This is a genomic window from Streptomyces durhamensis (assembly GCF_000725475.1).
GTDB lineage: Bacteria > Actinomycetota > Actinomycetes > Streptomycetales > Streptomycetaceae > Streptomyces > Streptomyces filipinensis.
The window spans coordinates 174,780-199,634 of record NZ_JNXR01000008.1 but is presented as its reverse complement, the minus strand read 5'-3'; the positions used below and the strand labels follow the sequence as shown (position 1 = coordinate 199,634).

General features: G+C 68.5%; 23 protein-coding genes and 2 tRNA genes. 9 read left to right on the top strand and 16 right to left on the bottom strand.

The genetic code is table 11. The features are described from left to right. Positions 1 to 22 precede the first annotated feature (22 nt). The 3 genes from IO33_RS0114450 to IO33_RS0114440 all read left to right on the top strand — a co-directional run bounded on the left by IO33_RS0114450 (position 23) and on the right by IO33_RS0114440 (position 3,949). Positions 23 to 2,506 carry an MFS transporter gene (locus IO33_RS0114450; protein ID WP_031164572.1) on the top strand — a complete coding sequence of 828 codons (2,484 nt, stop codon included), beginning with the start codon at positions 23 to 25 and terminating at the stop codon, positions 2,504 to 2,506. A 101-nt stretch (positions 2,507 to 2,607) separates the two neighbouring features. Continuing rightward, positions 2,608 to 3,429 (top strand): YceI family protein, encoded by an 822-nt coding sequence (locus IO33_RS0114445; protein WP_031164570.1) that lies wholly within the window; start codon positions 2,608 to 2,610, stop codon positions 3,427 to 3,429. Between the two features lie 49 nt (positions 3,430 to 3,478). Beyond that, on the top strand, positions 3,479 to 3,949 hold the full coding sequence (locus IO33_RS0114440; RefSeq protein WP_031164567.1) for a PPOX class F420-dependent oxidoreductase: 471 nt from the start codon (positions 3,479 to 3,481) through the stop codon (positions 3,947 to 3,949). A 21-nt stretch (positions 3,950 to 3,970) separates the two neighbouring features. Here the strand turns inward: IO33_RS0114440 and IO33_RS0114435 are convergent, their stop codons facing one another. The 8 genes from IO33_RS0114435 to IO33_RS0114400 form a co-directional block, all read right to left on the bottom strand. Next, positions 3,971 to 4,732, bottom strand: coding sequence for a TetR/AcrR family transcriptional regulator (locus tag IO33_RS0114435; RefSeq protein WP_031164565.1), 762 nt, complete (start codon positions 4,730 to 4,732; stop codon positions 3,971 to 3,973). A gap of 119 nt (positions 4,733 to 4,851) precedes the next feature. After that, the gene (locus tag IO33_RS0114430) at positions 4,852 to 6,243 is read right to left on the bottom strand and encodes an MFS transporter (RefSeq protein WP_209438854.1); all 1,392 of its coding nucleotides are present in this window, start codon (positions 6,241 to 6,243) and stop codon (positions 4,852 to 4,854) included. 49 nt (positions 6,244 to 6,292) lie between these two features. After that, positions 6,293 to 8,539 (bottom strand): ArnT family glycosyltransferase, encoded by a 2,247-nt coding sequence (locus IO33_RS0114425; protein WP_031164561.1) that lies wholly within the window; start codon positions 8,537 to 8,539, stop codon positions 6,293 to 6,295. After that, positions 8,536 to 10,047 carry a bifunctional glycosyltransferase family 2/GtrA family protein gene (locus tag IO33_RS0114420; RefSeq protein WP_031164559.1) on the bottom strand — a complete coding sequence of 504 codons (1,512 nt, stop codon included), beginning with the start codon at positions 10,045 to 10,047 and terminating at the stop codon, positions 8,536 to 8,538. Before IO33_RS0114420 ends, IO33_RS0114425 begins: the two co-directional genes overlap by 4 nt. 14 nt (positions 10,048 to 10,061) lie before the next feature. Beyond that, complete coding sequence (locus IO33_RS0114415; protein WP_031164557.1) at positions 10,062 to 11,660, bottom strand: sensor histidine kinase; 1,599 nt, start codon at positions 11,658 to 11,660, stop codon at positions 10,062 to 10,064. Then, complete coding sequence (locus IO33_RS0114410; RefSeq protein ID WP_031164555.1) at positions 11,657 to 12,397, bottom strand: response regulator transcription factor; 741 nt, start codon at positions 12,395 to 12,397, stop codon at positions 11,657 to 11,659. Before IO33_RS0114410 ends, IO33_RS0114415 begins: the two co-directional genes overlap by 4 nt. 154 nt (positions 12,398 to 12,551) lie before the next feature. Continuing rightward, entirely contained in the window at positions 12,552 to 13,427 is an 876-nt protein-coding gene (locus tag IO33_RS0114405; protein ID WP_031164553.1) for a DUF2797 domain-containing protein, read from the bottom strand. Between the two features lie 136 nt (positions 13,428 to 13,563). Beyond that, a complete protein-coding gene (locus IO33_RS0114400; protein WP_031164551.1) occupies positions 13,564 to 13,926 on the bottom strand; it encodes an HGxxPAAW family protein in 363 nt (120 codons plus the stop codon). A gap of 81 nt (positions 13,927 to 14,007) precedes the next feature. On the opposite strand from IO33_RS0114400, the gene IO33_RS0114395 reads away from it, so the two are divergent. Continuing rightward, on the top strand, positions 14,008 to 14,499 hold the full coding sequence (locus IO33_RS0114395; RefSeq protein ID WP_031164548.1) for a MarR family transcriptional regulator: 492 nt from the start codon (positions 14,008 to 14,010) through the stop codon (positions 14,497 to 14,499). Positions 14,500 to 14,634: 135 nt separating this feature from the next. Here IO33_RS0114395 and IO33_RS0114390 read toward each other — a convergent pair whose 3' ends face one another. Then, positions 14,635 to 16,056, bottom strand: coding sequence for a hypothetical protein (locus tag IO33_RS0114390; RefSeq protein WP_031164546.1), 1,422 nt, complete (start codon positions 16,054 to 16,056; stop codon positions 14,635 to 14,637). A gap of 186 nt (positions 16,057 to 16,242) precedes the next feature. Here IO33_RS0114390 and IO33_RS0114385 point away from each other — a divergent pair, with 186 nt between their 5' ends. After that, complete coding sequence (locus IO33_RS0114385) at positions 16,243 to 16,443, top strand: hypothetical protein (RefSeq protein WP_031164544.1); 201 nt, start codon at positions 16,243 to 16,245, stop codon at positions 16,441 to 16,443. Between the two features lie 315 nt (positions 16,444 to 16,758). Here IO33_RS0114385 and IO33_RS0114380 read toward each other — a convergent pair whose 3' ends face one another. The 5 genes from IO33_RS0114380 to IO33_RS0114365 form a co-directional block, all read right to left on the bottom strand. Continuing rightward, on the bottom strand, positions 16,759 to 18,684 hold the full coding sequence (locus tag IO33_RS0114380; protein ID WP_031164543.1) for a sbcc family protein: 1,926 nt from the start codon (positions 18,682 to 18,684) through the stop codon (positions 16,759 to 16,761). After that, positions 18,681 to 19,253 (bottom strand): hypothetical protein, encoded by a 573-nt coding sequence (locus tag IO33_RS51700; RefSeq protein ID WP_078963623.1) that lies wholly within the window; start codon positions 19,251 to 19,253, stop codon positions 18,681 to 18,683. The genes IO33_RS0114380 and IO33_RS51700 overlap by 4 nt, the downstream gene beginning before the upstream one ends. Next, positions 19,250 to 20,467 (bottom strand): hypothetical protein, encoded by a 1,218-nt coding sequence (locus tag IO33_RS50390; RefSeq protein WP_157857850.1) that lies wholly within the window; start codon positions 20,465 to 20,467, stop codon positions 19,250 to 19,252. The genes IO33_RS51700 and IO33_RS50390 overlap by 4 nt, the downstream gene beginning before the upstream one ends. A gap of 305 nt (positions 20,468 to 20,772) precedes the next feature. Beyond that, entirely contained in the window at positions 20,773 to 21,243 is a 471-nt protein-coding gene (locus IO33_RS0114370; protein WP_031164539.1) for an NUDIX domain-containing protein, read from the bottom strand. A gap of 2 nt (positions 21,244 to 21,245) precedes the next feature. After that, a complete protein-coding gene (locus IO33_RS0114365) occupies positions 21,246 to 21,989 on the bottom strand; it encodes a helix-turn-helix domain-containing protein (protein ID WP_031164537.1) in 744 nt (247 codons plus the stop codon). Between the two features lie 119 nt (positions 21,990 to 22,108). On the opposite strand from IO33_RS0114365, the gene IO33_RS0114360 reads away from it, so the two are divergent. The 4 genes from IO33_RS0114360 to IO33_RS47275 all read left to right on the top strand — a co-directional run bounded on the left by IO33_RS0114360 (position 22,109) and on the right by IO33_RS47275 (position 24,439). Beyond that, complete coding sequence (locus tag IO33_RS0114360) at positions 22,109 to 22,339, top strand: hypothetical protein (RefSeq protein ID WP_241670651.1); 231 nt, start codon at positions 22,109 to 22,111, stop codon at positions 22,337 to 22,339. Between the two features lie 247 nt (positions 22,340 to 22,586). Then, the gene (locus tag IO33_RS0114350) at positions 22,587 to 23,030 is read left to right on the top strand and encodes a glycine-rich domain-containing protein (protein WP_031164533.1); all 444 of its coding nucleotides are present in this window, start codon (positions 22,587 to 22,589) and stop codon (positions 23,028 to 23,030) included. A 70-nt stretch (positions 23,031 to 23,100) separates the two neighbouring features. Next, positions 23,101 to 23,937, top strand: a complete 837-nt coding sequence (locus IO33_RS0114345) for a protein kinase family protein (RefSeq protein WP_031164531.1) — start codon at positions 23,101 to 23,103, stop codon at positions 23,935 to 23,937. A 235-nt stretch (positions 23,938 to 24,172) separates the two neighbouring features. Next, positions 24,173 to 24,439 carry a tyrosine-type recombinase/integrase gene (locus tag IO33_RS47275; protein ID WP_051926714.1) on the top strand — a complete coding sequence of 89 codons (267 nt, stop codon included), beginning with the start codon at positions 24,173 to 24,175 and terminating at the stop codon, positions 24,437 to 24,439. A 23-nt stretch (positions 24,440 to 24,462) separates the two neighbouring features. Here IO33_RS47275 and IO33_RS0114335 read toward each other — a convergent pair. Beyond that, positions 24,463 to 24,535 (bottom strand) — tRNA-Arg (locus IO33_RS0114335). 215 nt (positions 24,536 to 24,750) lie between these two features. After that, positions 24,751 to 24,841: transfer RNA gene (locus IO33_RS0114330), tRNA-Ser, on the bottom strand. Positions 24,842 to 24,855: the final 14 nt, after the last annotated feature.

Here is a 24,855-nt window from a genome sequence, read left to right as displayed (position 1 = left end):
AGGCTCCGCGGAGCACGCCCCCATGACGCACCGGCAGATCATGGAGGCGCTGTCCGGCCTGCTCCTGGGCCTGTTCGCCGCCATCCTCTCCTCGACGATCGTCACCAACGCACTGCCGACGATCATCAAGGACCTGGGCGGCGGCCAGTCCGCCTACACCTGGGTCGTCACCGCGGCCCTGCTCGCCATGACGGCCTCCGTGCCGCTGTGGGGCAAGCTCGCCGACCTGGTCAGCAAGAAGGCGCTCGTCCAGATATCCCTGGTCATCTATGTCGCGGGCTCGGTCATCGCCGGCCTCGCGCAGAACCCGGCGATGCTGATCAGCGCCCGTGTGGTGCAGGGCCTCGGCGCCGGCGGTCTGTCCGCCCTGGTGCAGGTCATCATGGCCGCGATGATCTCCCCGCGCGAACGCGGCCGTTACTCCGGCTACACCGGTGCCACCTTCGCCGTGGCCACCGTCGGCGGTCCGCTGCTCGGCGGTGTCATCACCGACACCGACTGGCTCGGCTGGCGCTACTGCCTGTTCGTCGGTATCCCCTTCGCGCTGATCGCGCTCGTCGTGCTGCAGAAGACCCTGCACCTGCCGGTCGCCAAGCGCCAGGTCAAGGTGGACTGGCTCGGCGCGTTCTTCATCACCGCCGCCGCCTCGCTGCTGCTGATCTGGGTGACCTTCGCCAACGACAAGTACGACTGGCTGTCCTGGCAGACGTACACGATGGTGGGCGGCACGCTCGTGCTGACGCTGCTGTTCGTGTTCACCGAGACCAAGGCCTCCGAGCCGATCATCCCGCTGCGCCTGTTCCGCAACCGCACCATCTCGCTGGCCTCGCTGGCCTCGCTGTTCGTCGGTGTGGGCATGTACTCGGGCACCGTCTTCTTCTCGCAGTACTTCCAGCTGGCCCGCGACAAGTCGCCGACGATGTCCGGCGTCATGACCATTCCGATGATCGGCGGCCTGTTCGTCGCGTCCATGGTCTCCGGCCGGTTCATCACCAGCACCGGACGCTGGAAGGGCTGGCTCGTCGCCGGCGGTGTCTCCCTCACGGCGGGCCTGGCTCTGCTCGGCCTGATGCGCTACGACACCCCGTACTGGGAGCTGTCCATCTACATGGCGCTGCTGGGCATCGGGGTCGGCATGATGATGCAGAACCTGGTGCTGTCCACGCAGAACCAGGTCGCCCCGGCGGACCTGGGCGCCGCCTCCTCCGTGGTGAGCTTCTTCCGCTCCCTCGGCGGTGCGGTCGGCGTCGGTGTGCTCGGCTCGGTGATGTCGGAGCGCATCACGCACTACGCCAAGGACTCCATCACGGACCTGAGCCCGAAGGCGCGGATGGCCGCGGCGAAGGCCGTGGGCGGCGGCGACCTGCCCGACATGAACGCGCTGCCCAAGCCGGTCCGCATCTGGCTGGAGGGCGCCTATGGCCACGGCATCGCGGACGTCTTCCTCTACGCCGCCCCCTTCGCCCTGATCGCGTTCTTCACGGTGCTGTTCATCAAGGAGGTCCCGCTGCGGACGACCGGCGCGCTGGCCCAGGCCGCGCAGGAGAAGGCCGGAGCCGTCGCGGAAGCCGCCACCCCTGTCGAGACCATGCTGGAGACCGCCGTGCAGGAGCCCGTCCAGGAGAACGTGCCCAGCTGGGCCGAGCCCGTCGTCGCGGCGGACCGTTTCCAGGAGACGCCGGCCGGCGCTGCCGCCGCCCGGCAGCTGACCGCCCTCGCCACGCTCGCCGAGCCCGGCACCGGTGGCGGCACCCCGGTGCACGGCTTCGTCCGCGGCGCCGAGAGCGCCCCGGTCCCGCGGGCCGCGGTCACCCTGATCTCGCTGTCCGGCCGCCAGCTGGGCCGCGCGGTCGCCCAGGCCGACGGCGCCTACGCCGTCGACGCCCCGGGCACCGGCAGTTACGTCCTGATCGCCTCCGCCGACGGCTACCAGCCGCAGGCCTCCACCATCGTGGTCGGCGAGGAGCCGCTGCCGTACGACATCCTGCTCAGCGGCACCAGCGGGCTGACCGGTGTGGTCCGGGCCGCCGGGAGCGCGCTGCCGGTGAAGGACGCCATGGTGATCGTCACCGACGTCCGCGGTGACCTGCTGGCCACCGCCGCCACCGGCGAGCAGGGCGACTTCGCCTTCGGCGACCTGGTGCCGGGCGCGGTGACCGTCGCCGTCAACGCGAACGGGTTCCGGCCGCGCGCGCTGCCGGTCGAGGTCGGTGCCACCGGGGTCACCCGGATCGAGGTCGACCTGGACGCCGGCGCCCGTCTCCAGGGGGTCGTCAAGGCCCCGCACGGTCCGCTGGCCGACGCCCGCGTGACGCTCGTCGACCAGGCGGGCAACGTGGTCGGCACCGCCACCACCGGCACGGACGGCGCATACGCCTTCACCGACCTGGACAGCGGCGAGTACACCGTCATCGCGACCGGCTACCCGCCGGTGGCGACGGCCCTGACGGTCGTGGGCGCCGGAGCCGACGGCCACGACATCCAGCTCGCCCACCCCGGCGAGTAGTTCCACCCGGCCCGTGGCGGGGCACGCTCCGAGCGGAGGTGCCCTGGCCACGGGCCGGTCTCATACGACCATTTTGTAAGGCTTTGCAGGGAGAAAACGGGATGGGACTGACCGCGAAGATCCGTACGCGGGACGGGTGGGCCGTGTCGCACGCGGTCGTCACGGTGACCGACATGACCGGTACGCAGGTGCTGCGGGCCGAGGCGGACACCGAGGGAGCCGTACGGGATGCCACCGAGCTGGCGCCGGGCGCCTACACGGTGATCGTGACGGCCGTCGGTTACGCGCCCGCCGCGTCCAGCGCCATCGTCACCGCGAGCGGCCGGGCCGAGGTCGGCGCGGTCACGCTGGCCCGGCAGGGCGGCACCGAACTGCCGCCGCCCGGGCCCTGGACCATCGACCCGGTGCACTCCTCCGTCGCCGCGGTCGCCCAGCACCTGGGGATCTCCAGCGTGCACGGCCGGTTCGCGGAGTTCGGCGGCACGATCGAGATCGCGCCCGACGACGTCACCAAGTCCCGTGTGGAGGCGGTGATCAGGGCCGCGTCCGTCGACACGGGCAACGGCATGCGCGACGGGCATCTGAAGTCCGCGGACTTCCTCGATGTCGAGCAGCATCCGGAGATCACCTACCGCTCGACGGGCCTGACCCAGGCGGGCTCCGACCGCTGGACGGTCCACGGGGAGCTGTCCATGCACGGGGTCGTACGGCCGGTGGACCTGGACCTGGCCTACCTCGGCACCGGCGCCGACCCGTGGGGCGGCACGCGCGCCGCGTTCCGGGCCACGGCCGAACTGCACCGCGAGGACTTCGCGATGAACTACAACCAGGTTCTGCAGGCGGGTATCGCGGCGATCGGTACGACGCTGAAGATCGAGCTGGACATCCAGGCGGTGCAGGGCGACACGCTGCCCCAGGCGTAGGCACAGCAGGGTCAGCCACCGGGGCAGGCGCTGCCCCTAGGCTGCCCCCATGGCACCGAACATCGCGACCAACACACGCGTATCGCTGGACGAGTTGCTGGACTTCGTACGCCCCCGCCACCGTGCCCTGCTGATCACCCGCCGGGCCGACGGTGGCCCCCAGGCCTCACCGCTGACCTGCGGCGTCGACGACTCGGGCCGGATCGTCGTGTCGACCTACCCCGAGCGCGCCAAGACCCGCAACGCCAAGCGCGACCCCCGGGTCAGCCTGGTCGTCCTGAGCGACGACTGGAACGGCCCCTGGGTCCAGATCGACGGCACCGCCGAGGTCGTCGACACCCCCGACGCGGTGGAACCGCTGGTCGAGTACTACCGCAACATCGCCGGCGAACACCCCGACTGGGACGAGTACCGCCAGGCGATGGCCAGGCAGGGCAAGTCGATCATCCGGGTGACCCCGCAGCGGTGGGGGCCGGTGGCCACCGGGGGATTCCCGGCCCGGCTGGCCCCACAGGACTGACCGGGGGCCGGCGGAAAGCGGTCAGCCGCGTTCGACCATCGCCTCGATACCGGCGATCAGCAGGTCCAGGGCGTAGGTGAAGTCCCGGTCCAGCATCTCGTCGACCGTGTCCCCGCCACGGGCCGCCAGCAGGTCCTTCGACTCCTCGATGACCTCGGCGGTCCCCGGTGCCTCGGCCACCAGGGCCATGGCCTGCCGGTGGTACTCGTCGGCGCTCAGTCCGGTGTCCGCTATCCGGGCGGTGAAGTGGGCCTCGATCGTGCCGAAGCCGTACACGAACTGGAAGACGGCCGAGATCGCCCCCGTCACCCCGCGCACGGGCAGTCCGGCCCGGCGGACGACCTGCTGGACCGCGCGGGAGAAGGCCAGCGAGTTCGGACCGATGTTGAGATAGCGCCCGGCCAGCGGCGACAGCCAGGGGTGGCGCACGAGCAGCGCCCGGTACTCGGTGGCCAGCCCGCGCAGTTGCTCGCGCCAGTCCTCGCCGCCGGCATCCGGATCGGGCAGCCCCAGCTCGCCGAACGCCACGTCCAGAGCGAGTTCCAGCAGGTCGTCCTTGGTGTCGACGTACCAGTACAGGGACATCGCGGTGACGTTCAGCTCGCCGGCCAGCCGCCGCATGGAGAACTTGGCGAGTCCTTCGGCGTCCAGCAGCCGTACGGACACGGAGGTGATCCGCTCACGGTCGAGCCCGGAGGGCTGACCGCCGCTGCGGCCGCCCCGGCGGGTCTTCTCCTCCAGCCACACGCTGGTCCGCGGAGACCGACCTGCTTCCTTCACCACCGGCCCACCTTTCTGATGTCCGCCCACTGGTCCAACTTAAGGGGCACGGGGCGGTATCCCTACGCGGCCACCGCCGTCCGGGCGCGACCAGCCGCACCCCTGCCCATGCCCCCGGGCTCTCAGGCGGCCACCCGCTCCGCCCGACGCAGCAACACCGCCGCCAGGAGCCCCCCGAGCAGCACGGCGACGGCCCCCACCAACTGACCGGCGCCCAACCCGGCGGACAGCGACCGCCCCGACGCCACGGAAGAGCTGAGCACGGCGCCCAGCACGGCGACACCGAGACCGTTGCCGAACTCGGCCAGCGTTCCGTTGAGCCCGGCCCCCACGCCCGCCTTCTCGGGAGGGATCGCGCTCATGATGGCGTGGGCCATCGCCGGGTTGGCGACGGCGCACCCCGCGCCGATCAGCAGCAGCCCCAGCAGGGTCCCCGCATAGCCCCCGGCGTCCACCTCGGCGATCGCCACCAGCCCCGCCGACATCAGCGCCATCCCGAGCGCGATGGAAGCCGGTGTACCCAGTCGGCCGGAGCACTTCGCCGACAGGCCGGTGAAGTTCAGCAGCACCACCGTCAGGGCCAGCGGAGCGGTCCGCAGGCCCGCCTCCAGCGGCCCGTACCCGAGCACGAACTGCAGGTGCTGGGTCAGCAGGAACAGCGCCCCGCCCATGCCGAACATGAGGAGCACGACCCCGGCGACCGCCCCGGTGAACCGCCGGTCCCGGAAGAAGTGCAGGTCGAGCATCGGCTCGGCGACCCTGCTCTCCCACCAGGCGAACAGGGACAGCACCAGGACCGCCACGGCCGCCAGACCGAGCACGCGCGGCGAGGTCCAGCCGTGGACGGGCCCGGAGATGATCGCGTACACGAGCGAGGCCATGCCGAGGGTGGACAGCAGCGCGCCGAGCAGGTCGGGCCGGTCGCCGCGCGGGTTCTTCGACTCCGGGACCAGGGCCACCACCGCGACGGTGCCCAGCACCGCCACCGGGATGTTGATCAGGAAGATCGCGCCCCACCAGAAGTGGTTGAGCACGAATCCGCCGATGAGAGGGCCACCCGCGAAACCGAGGGCGTTGACCGCGCTCCAGATGGCGATCGACTTCGGCTGCTCCTCGGGTGTGAAGATCTGCATCGCCACGGCGAGCGTGGTGGTCATCAGCAGGGCGCCGCCGATGCCCATGCCGGCCCGCGCGGCGATCAACTGGCCGGTGGATCCGGCGAGTCCGGCCACCAGGGAGCCGGTGCCGAACAGGGCGAGGCCCGCGACCAGCATCTTCTTCCGGCCGTAGCGGTCGGCCGCGCTGCCCGCGGCGAGCAGCAGACCGGACTGCACCAGGGAGTAGGCGTTGATCATCCACTGGATGTCGGACGTGGCCGCGTGCAGCTCGCGGGTGAGCGAGGGGATGGCCACGTTCAGGACGGTGTTGTCGAGCAGCACGGTGAGCTGGGCGAGGCAGATGACGCCGAGGATCAGCCAGCGCTGGGGATGACCTGAGGACGTGGACGCAGACATGTTGTACACCGTATAGCCGTAGCTATACGGTGTACAACACGGTTTTCCGTCAGCTCTTCTTCCGCGTGAGGTCGTAGAAGGTGGCCGAACCGGCCGTCACCTTCTTGAAGGTGCTCTGGACCCACGAGGTGATCTGCGAGGCCGTACCGCTGTCGCCTCCGCCCGCCCCGCCGAAGCCGCCGCCCGCGATGAAGTAGTGGATCCTGCCCTCGGCCACGTACTTCTTGAACTGCGCCAGGGTCGGGGACGGGTCGGTGCCGTTGAAGCCGCCGATCGCCATCACCGGGTCACCGGTGGCGAGCTGGTAGCCGGCCGCGTTCTGGGAACCGATGGACGCGGCGGCCCAGGTGTACCGCGAGGCGTCCTTCGCCAGCAGTTTCTCTGCGGCCGACGACACCTTCGCGCCGTTCAGCAGGCCGCCGGCGCCACCGCCCATGCCGCCCTTGCCCATCCGGCCGCCGCCGGGGAAGCCGTTGCCGTTCTGCGGGCTCCGGCCCGGCGCGTTCCCGGTGCCGTTCTGCTGGTTCCGGCCCGGCAGGCCGCCGCCGAAGCCGCCGCCCGGGAAGCCGTTGCCGTTCTGCCCGCCCGGGAAGCCGTTGCCGTTCTGCCCGCCCGGCATCCCCTGCCCGCCGTTCCGGCCCTGCCGGCCCTGACCGTGCTGGCCCTGCCGGCCCGGCATGCCGCCGCCGAAGCCGCCGCGGGTACCGCCGCCGGGTCCCCCGCCGCCGAAGCCCATCATGCTCGCGCCCGCCGGACCCGCCGTCGGGATGGAGCCGGTGTGCGCGGAGCCGACCGTGCTGAGGGTGTACGCCGTCGGTCCGGCGAGCGCGGCCACCAGGCCCGCGGCCGCCGCCCCGAGGGCCAGCCGGCGGGACACCCGGCCGGCGAAGACCAGGCCCAGCGCGGCCGCCAGACCGCCGACCAGCACCAGCCACCTCAGCCAGGGGAGATAGCCGGAGGTGCGGTCGAGCAGTACGTACCCCCAGGCCGCCGCGGCCACGGTGGACGCGGCGAGGGTGATCGACGCCCAGGTCTCCTTGCGCTTCTCCCACAGCAGCCCGGAGCCCATGCCGACGACGGCCGCCACGTAGGGCGCGAGGGCCACCGTGTAGTACTGGTGGAAGATGCCCGCCATGTAGCTGAAGACCACCATCGTGATCAGCAGCGAGCCGCCCCACACCAGGAACGAGGCCCGGGTGACCGACGTCCGCCTCAGCTTCCGGGTGGCCACCAGGCCCGCGGCCAGCAGGATCAGCGCGGCCGGCAGCAGCCAGGAGATCTGGCTGCCGATCTCGGAGTTGAACATCCTGTCCCAGCCGGTCGCGCCCCAGCGCCCCGAGCCGCCTCCGCCTCCGCCGCCGCCGACGCTGCCGGTCTCGTCACCGCTGATGCGGCCGAGGCCGTTGTAGCCGAAGGTCAGCTCAAGGAAGCTGTTGTTCTGCGAACCGCCGACGTAGGGGCGGGAGGAGGCCGGCCACAGCTCGACGACCGCCACCCACCAGCCGCCGGAGACGACCAGCGCGACGGTCGCCAGCCCCAGCTGGGCCAGCCGCCTGCGCAGCCTCACCGGACCGCAGACGGCGTAGACGAGCGCCAGCGGCGGCAGGATCAGGAACGCCTGCAGGGTCTTGGCGAGGAACGCGAAACCGATCGCGGCCCCGGCCCACACGAGCCACCCGGTCCGGCCGTCCTCCACGGCCCGCACGACGAAGTAGCAGGCCAGCGCCATCAGCAGGGCCAGCATCGCGTCCGGGTTGTTGAACCGGAACATCAGCGCGGCGACCGGGGTGAGCGCGAGCACCGCACCCGCGACCAGACCCGCCCCCGGGCTGAACCGGCGCCGGACGGCCGCGTACACGACCGCCACCGTGCCGGCGCCCATGAGGACTTCGGGCGTGAGGATCGCCCAGGAGTTCAGGCCGAAGACCCGCACCGACAGCTCCATCGGCCACAGGAAGGCCGAGGGCTTGTCGACGGTGATGGCGTTGCCCGCGTCCAGCGAGCCGAAGAAGAACGCCTTCCAGGACCTGCTGCCCGCCTGCACGGCCGCCGAGTAGAAGGAGTTGGCGTAACCGGAGGCGCTGAGGTCGTACAGGTAGAGCAGGAGGGTGGCGGCCAGCAGGCCGAGGAGGGCCGGGCGCGCCCAGCGCGGGTCCTCGGGCCGGCCGCGCCACAGTCTGCGCGGGAAGGGCCGCCCGGGCTCGCCGGCCCCTCTGGAGGGCGGGGGAGCGGTCGGTGACGGCCCCCGCACGGTGGAGTCGTCCTGCTGCGCCGGCCGGTCGTAGTGGGTGGTCATCGGGGGTCCCCCGGGTCGGTGTCGTGAGGGCGCACCGGCTGCAGTCGCACGGTGGCGTCCCTCCAGCTGCCGTCCGCGGCTTCACCGGCGCGGACCTGGGTGGTCGGGTGCGGCTGGTACGGCTGCTGGTACGGCACCGGCCGCTGCGGCAGCGGTGCGTACGGAGCCGTCGTGGGGTGCGCGGCGGTCGTGCCGTGCGGCGGGGTCGTGCCGTAGGCCGGGGAGGGCGGGAGGCGGGTGGCGGACACCGTCGGGGCGGCGTCGGTCTCCTCCCGGGCCGGGAAGACCCAGGCGCGGAAGAGCAGGAACCGCAGCACGGTCGCGGCCAGGTTGGCGGCGATGAGCACCGCCAGCTCGGTGGAGTGCGCCGGGCTGTCGCTGGCCGCGTCGAGGGCGGCCAGCGAGCCGCTGGTCAGCGCGAGACCGATGCCGAACACGACCAGGCCCTGTGCCTGGTGCCGTACGGCCCCGCCCCGTCCGCGCACCCCGAAGGTGAGCCGGCGGTTGGCGGCCGTGTTGGCGACCGCGGAGACCAGCAGCGCGAGGGCGTTGGCGACCTGGGAGCCGGAGAACTGCCGGAAGACGCCGTAGAGGAGGAGGTAGAACAGGGTCGACAGGCCGCCCACGACACAGAACCCGACGAGCTGCCGGGCCAGCCCCTTGGGGACGTCGGTCAGTTCGCGGTCACGCGGGTCGTCACCGAAGGGCCGGGTGAGCCGGTCCAGCGGCAGCGAGCCGCCGGCCAGGGCCCTGCCGACCCGCCAGACGCCCCTGAGGTCGTCGGTCGCGGTCTTCACGATGTGCACGGTGGAGTCGGGGTCGTCGACCCAGTCGACCGGCACCTCGTGGATCCTCAGGCCCGCCCGTTCGGCGAGCACCAGCATCTCGGTGTCGAAGAACCAGCCGGTGTCCTCCACCAGCGGCAGCAGCACTTGCGCCACGTCCCGCCGAATGGCCTTGAAGCCGCACTGCGCGTCGGAGAAGCGGGCCTGCAGGGAGCCGCGCAGGATGAGGTTGTAGGCCCGGCTGATGAACTCCCGCTTCGGGCCGCGTACGACCCGGGAGGCGCGGGCGAGCCGGGAGCCGATCGCGAGGTCCGAGTGGCCGGAGATCAGCGGTGCCACCAGCGGCAGCAGGGCGTTGAGGTCGGTGGACAGGTCGACGTCCATGTAGGCGAGGATCGGCGCCTCGGACGCGGACCACACGGTCCGCAGCGCCCGCCCCCGCCCCTTCTGTTCCAGGCGGAAGTTGACGACCTCGGGGATCTCCGCCTCCAGCCGCGCCGCCACCAGCGGGGTGGTGTCCGTGGACGCGTTGTCCGCGATCGTGATGCGGAAGGCGTACGGGAAGGTGCGCGTGAGGTGTGCGTGCAGTCTGCGGACGCACGGCTGGAGGTCCTTCTCCTCGTTGTAGACGGGGATCACTACGTCCAGGACAGGCGTACCGGCGTCTCCGGCCGGGAGGTGCTCCCGCGCCGGCAGGGTGCCGGGAGAAGAGTCGGTTCGCATGGGACCGACTCTCGTCAGACCCCCTGTCGCACCGATGTGGTGGCACTGTGCTGTGCCTGTGAGTACGACTGCCAGCCGGCCTCGGGCGCCGGGTGCGGGACGGCCGGGGCGAGGGCGGGCAGATGGACGGTGAACACCGTCCGCCCCGGGACGCTGTCGACGGTCACGGCACCGCCGTGGGCGGTCGCGACGGCCTGCACGATGGCGAGGCCGAGGCCCGTGGACCCCGTCGCCCTGGACCGCGCGGAGTCGCCCCGGGCGAACCGCTCGAAGACGTGCGGCAGCAGCTCCGGCGGGATGCCCTGCCCGCTGTCCTCGACGTCCACGCACATCCACGGTCCGCGCCGCTGCACGCGCGCGGTGACGGTCGTCCCGGGCGGGGTGTGTTTGCGCGCGTTGCCCAGCAGATTGACCAGCACCTGCTGGACGCGCGCGGCGTCCGCCGAGACCAGGGCGGGCTCGTCGGGCAGGTCGAGCCGCCAGTTGTGGTCCATGCCGGCCGCGCGGGAGTCGCTGACGGTGTCCACGACGAGCGGGATGAGGTCGGTCTGCTCGAACTGCAGCGGCCGGCCGGCGTCCAGCCGGGCGAGCAGCAGCAGGTCCTCGACCAGCAGCGTCATCCGCCCGGCCTCGGACTCGATCCGCCCGAGCGCGTGCCGGGTGTCGGGCCCGACCTGCTCGCGCCCGCGCCGGGTCAGCTCGGCGTACCCCCGGATGGAGGCGAGGGGGGTACGCAGCTCATGGCTGGCGTCCGCGACGAACCGCCGTACCCGCGTCTCGCTCTGCTGCCGGGCGTGCAGCGCACCGTGCACATGGTCGAGCATCCGGTTGAGCGCGGCGCCGACCTGGCCGACCTCGGTGTGCGGGTCGCACTCGGACTGCGGGACCCGCTCGCTGAGGTTCACCTCGCCGGTGTGCAGGGGGAGTTCGGAGACACGGGTGGCGGTGGCGGCCACCCTGCGCAGGGGGCGGGTGGCGACGCCGACGAGTACGTAGCCGGCGATACCGGCGGCGACGAGACCGGCTGCGGTGACGCTCACCTCGACGAGGATCAGGGTGTTGATCGTGTTGTCGACCGTCTCGGTCGGCAGGGCGACGTAGTAGGTGCCGTCGGCCCCGGGGACGTACCGCACGAGGTAGGTACCGAGCCCCGGGACGTCGACGGTGTGCGTGCCCGTGGTGGGCACCTTGTCCAGGGCGGCCTTCTGCTCGTCGTCGAGGGGGACGGCATGGTTGCGCTGGAAGGGACCGTTGTCGCTGGAGGATCGCCGGGCGATGACCGCCCGGGTGACCGTGCCGTCGGTGCCGACCTCGGCGGCGATGGTCTTCGGCTGCGTCGGCCCCTCGACGAAGCCTGTGAGCCTGTCCCTCGGCCCGGAGTCGTTCACGCCCCCGCCGGGTCTCATGGGCCCCGACAGGCGCTTGCCCACCTCCCCCACCTGCCCGTCCAGCTGCTCGTACAGATGCGACCGCAGCGCCACGGTCGTCACCGTCCCGATCACCGAACACACGACGGCGATCAGCACCACGGAAGCGACGACGAGCCGCGCCCGCAGGGTCCGCGGCTGTCCCGCTCGGCGTGTGCGCGGACCCGGCCGTCGTCGCCTGCTCATGACACGGCGGGCTTGATCAGGTAACCCGCCCCACGCCGGGTGTGGATCATCGGCTCACGGCCCGCGTCTATCTTCCGGCGCAGGTAGGAGATGTAGAGCTCGACGACATTGGCCTGGCCGCCGAAGTCGTACGACCAGACCCGGTCCAGGATCTGTGCCTTGCTGAGCACACGCCGCGGGTTGCGCATGAGAAAGCGCAGCAGCTCGAACTCGGTGGCCGTCAGATGGATGGACTCCCCGGCCCGCGCGACCTCGTGGCTGTCCTCGTCCAGCGTGAGGTCCCCTACGACGAGCACGGAGTCCGACCGCCGGTCGGCGGCCCCGGACCGCCGGATGAGCCCGCGCAGCCGCGCCACGACCTCCTCCAGGCTGAACGGCTTGGTGACATAGTCGTCGCCGCCGGCGGTGAGCCCGGCGATACGGTCCTCGACGGCGTCCTTCGCGGTCAGGAACAGCACGGGCACGTCCGGCAGCTCGCGCCGCAGCCGCCCCAGCACGGTGAGCCCGTCCATGTCGGGCAGCATCATGTCCAGCACGACGGCGTCGGGCCGGAACTCACGGGCGGTCTGGACGGCTCCCTGCCCGTCCCCCGCACTCCTGATCTGCCAGCCCTCGTAACGAAGAGCCATGCTCAGCAGTTCGGTGATCGACAGCTCGTCGTCCACCACAAGCACTCGGACGGGGCTCCCGTCCGGCCTCAGCAGTTCGGTGCGCCCCTGGGGCGAGGTCGTGGTCATGGTGCACACCCTCTCGGTGGCCTCTGAGAAGACGCTTTCCCCAGTCTGTGATTTCCCTGAGAAACACACAGGTGCCTCTCAGGAAGCTCCTGGGAAGCGCACCGGGATCAGACCGCGCGGCCGGGGACGGGGCATCCGGCTCCTTGCCCTCGCCTCAGAACAACCCCTCCTGCTCCTGTCTGAACTCCCGGAACGGGAAGGTGAGTCCGGCCGCCCCCGTGGCGGCCGGCGACACCAGCTCCCAGCCCCTCATCAGCCGGGTGTCGAGAACGACGACTCCGCGCCCGCCCACCGCCAGATGCAGGTCGGGCCCGGCAGCCGCGACCAACTCCCCGCCCACACCGCCGCCCGGCACGAGCTCCACCACCTCCCCGAGCGCCGCCGGAACACCGGCGAGCCCGAACACGCCGACGTGGTCGGTCACTTCACACGGCGCTGGGCACAGCGAGTCCGGCCAGCCGCTGAGCGCCACGGCCCGCGCGTGCAGCTCCCGCACCTCCGCGGCGCGCTCCGCCGGCGTCCCCGGCAGCGCCGACCGCACCGCCCGCTTGGCGGCGTACGGAATCCGGTCCGGCACCTGGAGCGCGGCCCGCAGCAGCTCCTCGGTGCGCCGGGCGGCCATCAGCGGACCGGTGCCGAGCCAGCTGAAACAGACGGCCCCCTGCTCCAGCAGCCGGGCCGGGCCGCGCTCGGCCGCGGTGATCCCCACCTTGACCATCCCGGGCCCGAACCACGCCAGATACACCCGGTACGGCCGCGGATCATCGGCGATCGTGTCGGCGGCGACGGAGTGCGCCCGGTCCAGCCGCGTGCACTCCTCGCACCGGGCCCCCGTACTCCGCCCCGGCACCACGGCCCGCACCGGACAGGCATGACCCCGCGCCCCCACACACGTCCGCACGCCCCCTTCCGGCACCGCGAACCCGATCCGCTTCCCCCGGGGCAGCGCACTGCGCCGCCCGCCGTCCCACTCCCACACGGGACCACCGGGCGCCCAGCGCAGCCCCGAGCACTTCCATCCGTGTTCCATCACCGGTGAGCGTAGGGTGCGGGTCCGACAACGGGTGGCGGACAGCGGACGCGGCGGGCCCGGCGCGCGGCGGCCCGAAGCCGCCCCCGTCGATCGCGGCTTCGGGCCTGTCCGCGGGGATCAGGTCACAGCACGTTCACTCGGCAGGCGAAAGCGCCGCCGCCTCGGCGGCCGTCGCCGCGGCGGCCGCCACCGCCCCGCGCGCCCGCCCCCGCCCCGCCAGCCGGCAGCCGACGCACCCGGTGTGCCCCTCCCGGGCCTGTGTGTCCCGGACCCGCATCCGCCACTGCCCCCGCGGCCGCACCCCGGGCGGCTTGCCCCAGCCCGCCAGATGCAGGAACCAGGTCACCAGGACACTCGCGCCCGTGACGGCGAGCCCGCCCGCGACCACCGGCAGCGAGGCCGTGCACACCCCCACCCCGGCCACCCCGCCTCCCACCGTCGCGACGCCGAAGCCGGTCCAGCCGGCGATCGTGTGACCCTCGTCGTACAGACTCATAGCCGCCTCCGGGACAACTTTCTCTCACGAGCTAAGAAGTTCGCCACCCCGAATATCTCACGAGCTAAGGGATTCCGAAAGATGCACGGCACGCCGCGACCGTCCGCCACTCCGGCCCAGGCGCTGTCGGCGATGGACCACCTCATCGCCGCCCACCTGATCGGACAGCAGGAGCTGGCCCGGCGGCTGGGGCTGAACGTCACCGACCTGACCTGCTTCGCCTTCGTCCTGGAGGCCGGCGACGAGCTGCTGACGGCGGGCGACCTCGCCGCCCGCGCCCACGTCACGACCGGCGCGGTGACCGGCATCCTCAACCGCCTCGAACGCGCCGGCTACGTCACCCGCCGCCCCGATCCCGCGGACCGCCGCCGCGTCCGCGTGGCCGCCGTACCCGCCGCCGTCACCCGCGTCGAGGCCGTGTACGCGGGGCACTACCAGCGCCTGACGGCCCTGTTCGGCGATTACTCCCCCGAGGAACTGGCCGTCATCACCGACTGGTTCACCCGGGCCACGGCCCTGGCGCACGAGTACCTGGAGAAACTGAACCGGAACGACCCCGCCGAGGAGTGCTGACCCGCGGCAGCCGGCCCCGCCCCGCCGACCGCCAGGACGCGCCGGCCGGCGTGCCGGAGGCCCTCTCCGGCACGCCGGTCACCGCTCCGTACACTGCCTGCACTTGTCGGCGGCAGGCCCTGGGCCGGACGTGCCTCAGTTCTTCAGGTCAAGGACGATCAGGTGCATGCTGTCCGTGCCGGCGTACGTGACGAACACGCCCGCTCCCTCGGTGACGGCGTCCGGGGTGACGGTCGCTTCCGGCAGGGGCTTGGCGGCACCCGTGGCGACGGACACGGAGACCGGAGTCCTCGGCGTGTCCTCGCCGGCCAGGCCGTAGGCGGTGCCGTCGTCGCCGACGGCCGCGAGGGTGATCTTCTTGGCGTCATTCCCGCTGTCGGTGCACCTGCCGTTGCCCGTCTTCAGGTCGAAGACGCTGCCGCCCTTGACCAGATAGCGGCCGTCGGGGGACAGGGCCGGCCGCACGTCCGCGAGGTTCTTCGGGTCCGGGACGTCCGCGCCGTACTCGGTCTCCTTGGTCCGGCACGGGGCGGTGGCCTGGACGGCGCCGGTCGCCAGGTCGTGGACGGCGGAGACGTCGTCCGACCCCTTGAGCCAGTCGGCGATCACGTGGTTGCCGACGGCACCGACGATGCGGCCGTTCGGCGTCTCCTCCGTGCCGAAGCCCACGTTCTCCTCCTTGCGGACGGCTTCGACGCCGGGCGGGGCCACCTTCGTACTCCCCCAGCCGCCGTCGGCGCCGAAACCGCCGTCACCCCCGGCGCCTTCTTCACCGTTGGTCACGAGCCCCGCCGGGCCCTGGAACGACATCAGATAGTCGGGGTCGGCCGCCTTCCCGTTGAGCGTCACCTTCGCGTCGCTGGTGTCGGTGACCTTGCCGTCGGGAGCCACCAGGATGCTGTCGCCACCGTAGGAGGTGACGACCAGGCCGCCCGGTCCGGGGAACACGCTGGGCCGGTCGAACTCACCGTCCGGCGCCTCGGCGTTGCCCGCGCCGACCGGGGAGACGTCCTTGCCGGAGGCGTCGGCCGGGTAGAAGGCCACGGAGACGACCTCCTTGTACTCGTGGAGCCCGTCCTTGCGGGCCTCGCCACGCGCCCACACCGCGAAGTAGTCGCGCTGCGCGCCGGGGATCAGGGCGATCTGCGGGACCGCCAGCGCGCCGGACTGCTCGTCGCTCTGCTCCTTGGTGAGCTTGGGGCCCCGCCACGGCTTGCTCGCGGACAGCAGCCTGCCGGACGACGCGTCCCGGACGTCGAGGACATAGCCCTGCGCGGTCTTGTCGAGGTACGCGACCGCATCGCCCTTGGCCGAGACCGCGTACGGCAAGGGCTGCCCCTGAGGAAGCCAGCCTGCCTCGACCTCCCAGCCCTTGGCGTTGTCGAAGGCGGCCGGCGCGGTGATCCGGCTCTTCAGCGGGACGCCGCCGGCACCCCCGGCACCGCCCCCGTGCGCCCCCTGGCCGCCATCGGCGCCGCCGCCGGATTCGCAGCCCGACACCATGCCCGCGAGCGCACCCGCCAGCAGCACGGACGCCGCCCCCTTGCCGATCCTCATCCTCGGTCCCTACTGACGTCATGGGGCGATGAGGCGAAGTGCCATCTCCCCCGGTGGATGGTCCTCGAACGATCAAACAGAGACGGAGGCTAGCAGCCGTGCGCGGGGCGGGCCGATCCGTAGGCCGACCCCACCGACCGGACGGACGAGGACGGCGAGCCCATCAAGGGCGAGAGAACCGCCTTCGTGATCAACAACAAGCCGGCCGGTACCGCGATCACCGATGCCCACGGCGATGCCGTACTCCACACCGAGCAGTACGCCGGGAATCCTCAGGCATGGGTACAGGCACTCGGCGGCGGCTACGAGGCCGAGTACAAGGGATCCACGAATGACAAGCCGTCAAAGGCCTACGACGGCGCCGGAGGCCAGGCGGGACGGGGTTGATCACTTGGACGGGTCCGCCGGTGGCGCGTAGCACTCGCCGTTGCTGCACTTCGCTGCTGTACGACCCGAAACGCAAGAGTCCCCGGATCTCTCCGGGGCCTCTAACCTGTGTGCACTCGGCAGGATTCGAACCTGCAACCTTCTGATCCGTAGGATCGGGCGGGTTGCTGAGCGGGGGCTCCGCCTTCCTCCCGGCTGAGCGTTGAGGGTCGTGATCAACGGTCTTTCTGTGCCGTCGTTGCCGTCAGGGTTGCCGTCACCCTTTGGCCGGCATCCGTGCCGCGCTCCAGGCTCTCAGCCACCTGGCTGCTAGCGTCACTCGTCAGCAGAAGCGATCACGTCCACATTCCCCTGCCCCGGGTGACGGACCGTAGAGACTGTGGGGTGGCCGTAGTCGAACCCGACTCGCGAAAAATCACCATGATAATCGTTCGGGATCTCATTGTCCGCAACGATAAATTGCACGGCGCGGGGAGCCTCACTCACACCACGGACGAGCCGGTGGTAGATGGCCTTACACGTCACACTTCCCGGGTCCAGCGCCAACCTAGGCCCATCGATAATCAGGATTGACGGATACGGAACACCCGTTTTCTCCGCCACCGTCATCAACGAAGTCCAGTAGGCGATTTGCATCGCCGTCATGGACCCTCCGCCACTCATCATGGCCTTCGTGAAGGCTTTTCCATTAATTAGCGGAAGATAGTTATCTCTATCAAATCCAGACGTTTCAACAGAAGCAATCTTGAGACCCTTGATCGCATTCATGAATTCCTTCTCGATCTCATCGAGAATAATACTCTTATGCGACTCCAGCGCTGCTTTGCGGGCAGCTATATTTGTCTTGAGCCGCTCTTGCTCTGAACGAAGGTTCTTGACTTCCTGTTCGATGTCCGATACACGATCCCACTGCTGCAAGACTGCCTCAAGGTACTCTTGCTGAGTTCGGGCAGTTGCCCTTCGATCTGATGCATCACTGAAGGCTTGCAAGCGAGGAGTAACGCGCTGAGCGGTCCGCTCTTCAAGCGTCGCGGTCAGCTTCGCGACCAAAGACTCTCGCTCAACCATCAATCTTTGGGATCTTGCTAGCTGTTGCTCAGTTACCTCATTCTGAGCCTCCATTTCTTCCAATTGGAGTTGGAGTTGCTGAAGCTCGTAACTGTCAGATGCCTGGTCAGGTGAGACCGGATCCGGCTGAAGGCAGAGTCGACACTGATCATCCGCTACTTCTCGGTTCTTCAGTGACTGCATACAGCGCGGGCACACGGAGAATTCGATATTCGCCAACCTGGCCCCCGCGTCACGCATTCGCTCGAGACGAGCGTGGTCGGCCAACACACGTCGCCGCTCAGCCGCGGTCGCGTCACGCTCTCGCTCGAACTCGTGCACTGAGGCCCGCGCTTCCGCCAAAGTCCTCTCTGCGTCAATAAGTAGGTCCCGATAGGCTTGCGTTTGCCGGTCGATCACAGGATCCAACTCTTCCCTCAGTGCGGTCAGCTCCTCCGAGGCCCGCTCTTGCTCCTCCACTGCTGCGTTGAGTTTTTCCATCACCTCCTCCCGCCCGCTAGTATTACTGTCACGGAGAAAACCTAGGACAGTTTCGAGCTGACCAGCAGCAACGTCAATTTTCCCATTCAGAACGTTCACTTGTGACTGCATGGAGAGGATCTCTGGATCCGTGAACCTGAAAAGGAGCTCGAATACAGCCTTCCGCTTCGGCTCGTAGTAACTGTCCCGACTGTCCGCGATATCTCTATTGATGGCATACTGCGGAATATATACAAACTTGAAAATGTCGCCAAAGGTAACACGACTTCCAGGCTTACTGCTTCTACTTTTCTGAGCAGCGGCACGAACGTCGTCGGGGAACCCAAGCTTTTCGAGGAGGAAGCTATTGAAGCTAGACTCTCCGTCCCCTACGGAGTGATCGGGGAGCCTCTCCCCGGTAGTCAAATCAGTTACTCGTACGTTCTTGCTCTTCTTTGCGTCCAGGCTGCGCACGATGAGGAACTGCTCTTTGCCGATACTGACGTCGATAGCAACATCGTGAACGGCCTCTGTTGCTACCGGTGCGAGCCGTGCCTCCCCTGCCGCGAACCCATACTTGATGAGTTCAAGTAGAGTGGTTTTCCCCACTCCTGTGGGCCCCTCAAGTACCGTCAGGTCGGATCCGAACTCGTATCGAACCTGCCCCTCAGTGGTGTACAGAGAGAGTTCATTGATTCGAAAGCTCAGGGTCATTTGATTACCTGCCGATGCGGACGATCCATCAGGGTTTCGAGGCGCTGGTAGATGAGATCTTTGAGGCCATTCCCGGTCTTGCCTGCTGACGCCGAAGCGATTGCTTCACTACGCTCGCTCAGCGCCCTCCAGTCACGGGTCCTACTCATCTGCTCTGCGAGGCGCCGACCCTCCTTGGTCGGAGCCAGAGCAACACTCCCTTTTCTCCCCTTGGTATACCGTAAAAGGCCACGACCCACCAACGCGCCAATCACGGCATAATATCGATCATCCCACGGCCCGTACTTATAGCGCATCATCGGCGCTTCGACATCTGTGGGGGCAGCTAATTCCTCAGGGGAGAGATTAAGGCGACGATCAGACGCTGAGAGATCGTCAAGGACCTGCACCGCCAAGGCTGGGTACCGAAGCAGAAAGTCCAACTTGGCAAGCTTCGTCAGACCATCAAGTTTCCCCGCATGACCGGCCGCTTTCGAAACTGCGTCTACGAGAAGAAGAACTCGCGCCTGGTGATAGGCCAGGTCTTCTCTAAGTAATGCGAGCTTCAGATCATCGTAAGCAGAAATCATGCCGCGCTCCCGCGGTTCTCTTCGCGGAGCCTGTCGAATTCCTCTGCCACATCGAATCGATCGCTGAACCATACCTGGCAAGCATTAGCGAGCTCACTGATTCCTCCGAGGAGGAGATCAGGGTCCATCCCAGCAGGAATCCTCTCGGCGGGAATGGAATCAAGCTCATCTTGCAGAAGGCGCCAGAACTCAAATCCCCAGATAGCTTGTGCGCGCAGCGATGGAGTGTCAACCTTGTCACTCACTCGCAAGAGCAACCGCCGCAGTCTCTCGCGGTCGGCGAGCGCTGTAGGATCACCGGTTAGGCGGTCCCGCCAATAACGTTGGTAGTCCTTCCTCAGTTGCTCGCCGCGCTCAATGCTGTTATCTGAGCATCGCCCCCTTTTCATTTTGATGGCCGCTCGGCTCAACCTCACAGGAGACCCAAGGGACTCGTACGCGGCAGGATTCGCGACGGCAGTCATGACGACGAGGTCGATATCCTGCATCGTGACTATGCGACCCGATAGCTCCCTCTCCTTGTCAGCCGTCGTAGGCGGCCCCCCTCCGTTCACGAATGCGAGGACTGGCGAAATGACTGCGTTGACGCGCGGTCCAGCGGCACGCATACGCGTGTGGAAAATTCCGTAAACGGCGTTCCATACGGATTCACAGGGCACGTCGTAACCCAGATAATCCACGACAGGTTTCGCAAATTTACTCGGCGCAAGAAAACCTATGTCCGCTCGCCTCGTCAAGCCATGACGGATGTCCAACATGGAGAGGAAGCGCGTAACTTCCTCCTTTTGGGCTTCAGCGGATATCTCCTCCACATCCCCCTCCTTCCATTCAGGTGGGAGATGCTTCTGGCCATGTGTGTGAATAGCCGTGCATAGTTTCGCAACCAACGCGGCCTGTTCACTATTGACAGTGATTTGCTCGTCAGACAGTCGCATCTCGCGAAGAGATTTAGTTACCGCCTCAAGGTCCTGAGGGTCGCCGCTTAGGAGACCACCGCTAGTTGCCAACCTGCAGGTCGGCTTCTCCTTCAGCGCCCGCCAACGCAGGAACAGGTGCGCCAGGCCGCCGTCATCGGCGAGCTGGTTCACGGTTCTGTACGCATCCATGGATGCGTCTCTGTGTTTGGCGGAGACCAGCTCTGCGGCACCGCCTCGCATCGCAACCCAATCCTCGTGATACTCACAGAGGATTCGTATGTCCTCGTCGTCGCTCAAGCGCTTGTTCGGCCTAAGGGCATCAAGATAGAGTTGCAGGCCATCCGCGGCAGCCATTGCAGCCTGCCAGTCATAACGGTCATGAGTGTTGGCCCCCGAGTCATCAGGCTGGGGTTCCGTAACCACCAGTTCTGCGGCCGTCGCCTCGGAGTGATCTGACGACTCTGACAACGCGCCCCCACACTGTCTCGGAGTAACAGTGGGTAGATCTTGGCATGCGAGGTAGCACATGCGCAGCAGTGCGTGCAAAGACGACCTTGGATCATTCTCGGTGACCGAGCATCAAGCGGGTACTGCGGATGCGATCAGCCGAGGTAGGGCTGCTTACGGTGCTCCAGGAAGTGACGGATCCGGAGCCGCTGCGTGTGGTGCATCGGCAGGCGATCAATCTCTTCCGGTTGGACGAACCGCAGCTCCGTGGACTCGTCCGAGATCGCAAGCCGGCCCCCGACCACGCGGGCGGTGAAACAGACGTTGAACTGCCTGCGCACCTCGCCGTCCGAGTAGGCGATGATGTGGCGAGGGTCGGTGTACGTGCCCACGAGCCCGGTGATTTCTACGTCCAGGCCCGTTTCTTCCTTCACCTCCCGGACGGCTGTTCCTGGGAGTGAGTCGGTCATCTCCATGCCGCCGCCAGGTAGCGCCCAAAGATCGTTGTCCCGCCGGCGCTGCAGGAGCACGCGCCCTTCGTCGTCGGTGACCACGGCGGACGCGGCGACCACCATGCTGTTCGGCTCTGGTGCCGCTGGGTCGTCGTAGTACTCGGTCCGTGCCATGGTCAGCCTTCTCCTACCGGTGTCGCGGTCTCCCACACCGCATCGAAGCTGCTGGTGTAGGTATCGAACATGCCGCCCTTTCCGCTGCGCCGAAGGTGCCACACAGGAGCACCGTAGGCGTTCACGCCCCAGACATGCGCGTTGACCAGTGTCTGGTCATCCGCACGATAGATCGAGTTGTAGAGCGTGGTGGCGTGGGTCCGCACCTCGATGCCGGATACCCCGGCAAGGGGTCGATAGTGCATGAGGGCAAGTCGGCAGCGGGACTCGATCCCGTGACCGAACCTTTCTTCGGCGCCACGCTGTTGGACATTCGTACTGTGCGGATCGCCGATCGCGATGCGGACCGCACAACCGTCGGCAGCTCGCTCCTGCAAGAGGTCATTGAGCCGCGGGTACGCCTCGTGCAGGAAAACGGCGGCGTACACCAACACGTCGATGTGCTCACGAGCCTGGGTCAGCATGTCCACGAAGGTGGACACGGGGAGGTCCGCCCGCTGGTCGTAGAGGGCCACAAGTTCGGGACTGACGGCGCGGGCCGGGCGTGCCTGCCGGAGCGCGGGCCATAGAGCGTGCACATCTTCTCCTAGTATTTCCGCTGTCAGCATGGCCGTGGCACGGCGCGGCGTACGCCCCAGATTGACCCATCTCTCAACGGACTTGGGATCGACCTCGACCTTGTTCGCAAGGGCGGCGTACGTCCAGCCGCCGGCGGCCATGGCAGCACGTAGCCTCTCGTTCGGCATCCCAATCTCTCCCAACAGTCGGGGACGGCACCAGGGACGTTCTACACGACGCGGGACGTCCCGAAGTGGGGTTTGTCGGAGGTTCCAACGTCCTGATGAGCGGCGGAATGCTCGTCCTCATGGCGAGCAACCAGCAGACCAGACCAGGCATCGGTGCACTGGCGAAGGACACTGCCAGTGGACGTATCGGCGTCGTCATGGGTGAGGTCGGTGCCCGAGTGCAGATACGGCCCATCGGTGGCGGCGTCGAGTGGGATGCCATGCCGGACAACGTGGTGGCGCCGACAGCGCGGGAGGAACTGAGCGCGCGTCTTGCCATCAGGAACGGCAACAGTCGGGACGGCCTGTGATGCGCGCCATCGGCCGGTACGCGGGGGTTTTGTTCATCGTCTTGATCAGTGGGTCCTGTGGCCTGGTGATCGGCATGGCCCTCGGTATCAGCCAGTAGACCGGCCGCCCCGTACGGGGTGCCACCTTCCTTGGCTCCCCCTTCCCCGTTCGGGGCCGGCCTTCCATCCCCCGGTCGCCGCAGGCCGTGCCTCGTCGACCGGTGGGGGGGCAAGTGCCAGAGCACAGCGACACTCAAGGAGTATTCGCATGACGGCAACGGCCAACGATCAGAGGACCGGTCGCGCAGTGGCTGGTGAGGAGCTGTTCGACAGCCTCACCCACTTCGTGATCGTCCACAACGGGCAGTCCCGCGAGCGGGCCGAACGGATCGCGGACCAGGCGGTGGCCTTCGTGGTCACCGCTGCGACCGCCACCGTGGCCATGGTCCCGTCGGACGACGTGGACCTCGGTCTGCACGCGCTCATCCTGCACACGAAGGAGTACGCCGCTCTCTGCGACCGGTACGTCGGCCGCTTCCTCCATCACAACCCCATGCCGGGCGGCGGACCCCGTGACCCGAAGAAGGTCGCCGCCTCCGCGCACGCGATGAAGGCTGCCGGGTTCATGGTCTTCGACGACCTGTGGACCGTGGACGGCACGAATCTCGCGCAGTGTGACTCGGACTGCGGTCGGCCGTACGGCCAGGCATAGCGACACGACATCAGCGACGCGGCCGGCCTCGACTCTGGGTCGGCCGCGTCGCCCGGAAGGAGAACAGACGTTGTCCGGGACAACCCCCGAACTGCCGATCGTCGTGCTCGACGCACTCATGCCCACGGCTCAGCGCCTGGTTCTCAATCGCCGGGGCTCCATGGTCTGGGAGGTCGAGAGCCATCGAGGCCACTACGCCGTGAAGGTCGGGTATCCGATCGAGGAAACGGCCGACTGGCCTGCCCAGCCCTGGACGGCGCTCGCACCCGCACGCGAAGGCGCCGTGCTGCACCGACTGGGCTTCCACGACTTCGCATACGGCGAATGGGAAGGCGGTACCTGGAACTTCCAGCCTTGGAGGGAAGGACCGGACCTCCACCAGCTGTGGGAGCCGTGCCGTGCGCCGGACTCGCGCATCGAACCACACACCAGCGTGGCCCTGGGCTGCGCGGAGGCGCTGGCCGAACTGCACGCCCAGGGTTGGGCCCACGGCGATGTGCAGCCCGCACACTTCATCATCGGCCCGGATCGCACGCACCTCCTCGACCTGGCCTTGGCGCACGGCGGCCACGTGCCCGAGGGGTACGACTTCCCGTTCCGCGGCTGCCTCGTCCACTACGAGGCGCCGGAGATCGCGCGCAGTGTGCTCGCGACCGGAGAAGCTGAGCCCACGCAGGAAGCCGACATCTACGCGCTGGGCGCGTCACTGCTCATCTCCGCCACGGGCTGGCGGGCGGTCGAGTACCCGGACGACGCACCGCGTCCCGTGCAGCGAAGGGCCGTGGCAGATGGCAAGCGTCGGGCCGTCCAGGCGCGTGGCGAGCTGGGTGAGCTGATCGAGGCCATGCTCAGCCATGCTCCCGAGGACAGGCCCACGATCTACGAAGTCGGTAAGACCCTGAGCTGAGTCCTATACGCCGGCGCTCCCCCGACGGCGCATCCCACAGCGAAGACCCATCGCACAAAGACCGGACCACCCCTCAGCCTGGACAGCATTCCGGGTGGTCCGGTCGCGGAAGTCCTGATCAGGACCTCGGTGCCGATTGGTACCGGGACCGAATTGGCAGCCGACCGGGACAGCCGGATGGGCTGATCTTCACCATGACGACGGGTCGCGTCACGACCCTCGCAGCCTGAACCGGATGCTGACCATCCTGTGTCGGGACGCCGGCGTACGACGGGTGCGGGTGCACGACCTCCGGCACACGTGCGCGTCGCTTCTGCTTGCACAGGGTGTGGATGCCCGCACGATCATGGAGACGCTCGGACACAGCACCATCACGATGACGCTGGACACGTACGCGCACGTGATGAGCACGACGCTCAAGGCCGCCGCCGACCGGATGGATGATGCCCTCGGACTGGCCGCGTTGATGTCAGCCGTTGATGTCAAAGGCCCCTCAGGATGAACCTGAAGGGCCTTTGATCTGTGTGCACTCGGCAGGATTCGAACCTGCAACCTTCTGATCCGTAGTCAGATGCTCTATCCGTTAAGCTACGAGTGCTTGTTCTTTTGTTTTGTCCCCGCTCTCGGCCCTTTCGGCCCGCTCCCGGCGACAGGAAGAACATTACATGACTGCCGCCGCCATGTGAAATCCGATTCGCACACCCCTTGTGACCTGCGGAAACGTCGGCGGAGGCCGATGGGAGGGTCCGGAGGGACAGCCGGGGCGGGAACGCCGAAGCCCCGGTCCTGGGGACCGGGGCTTCGGGATCGGTGCGGAGGCGGAGGGATTTGAACCCTCGATGGGCTTTAAGGCCCAAACCGCATTAGCAGTGCGGCGCCATAGACCGGACTAGGCGACGCCTCCAGCACAACCGCTCA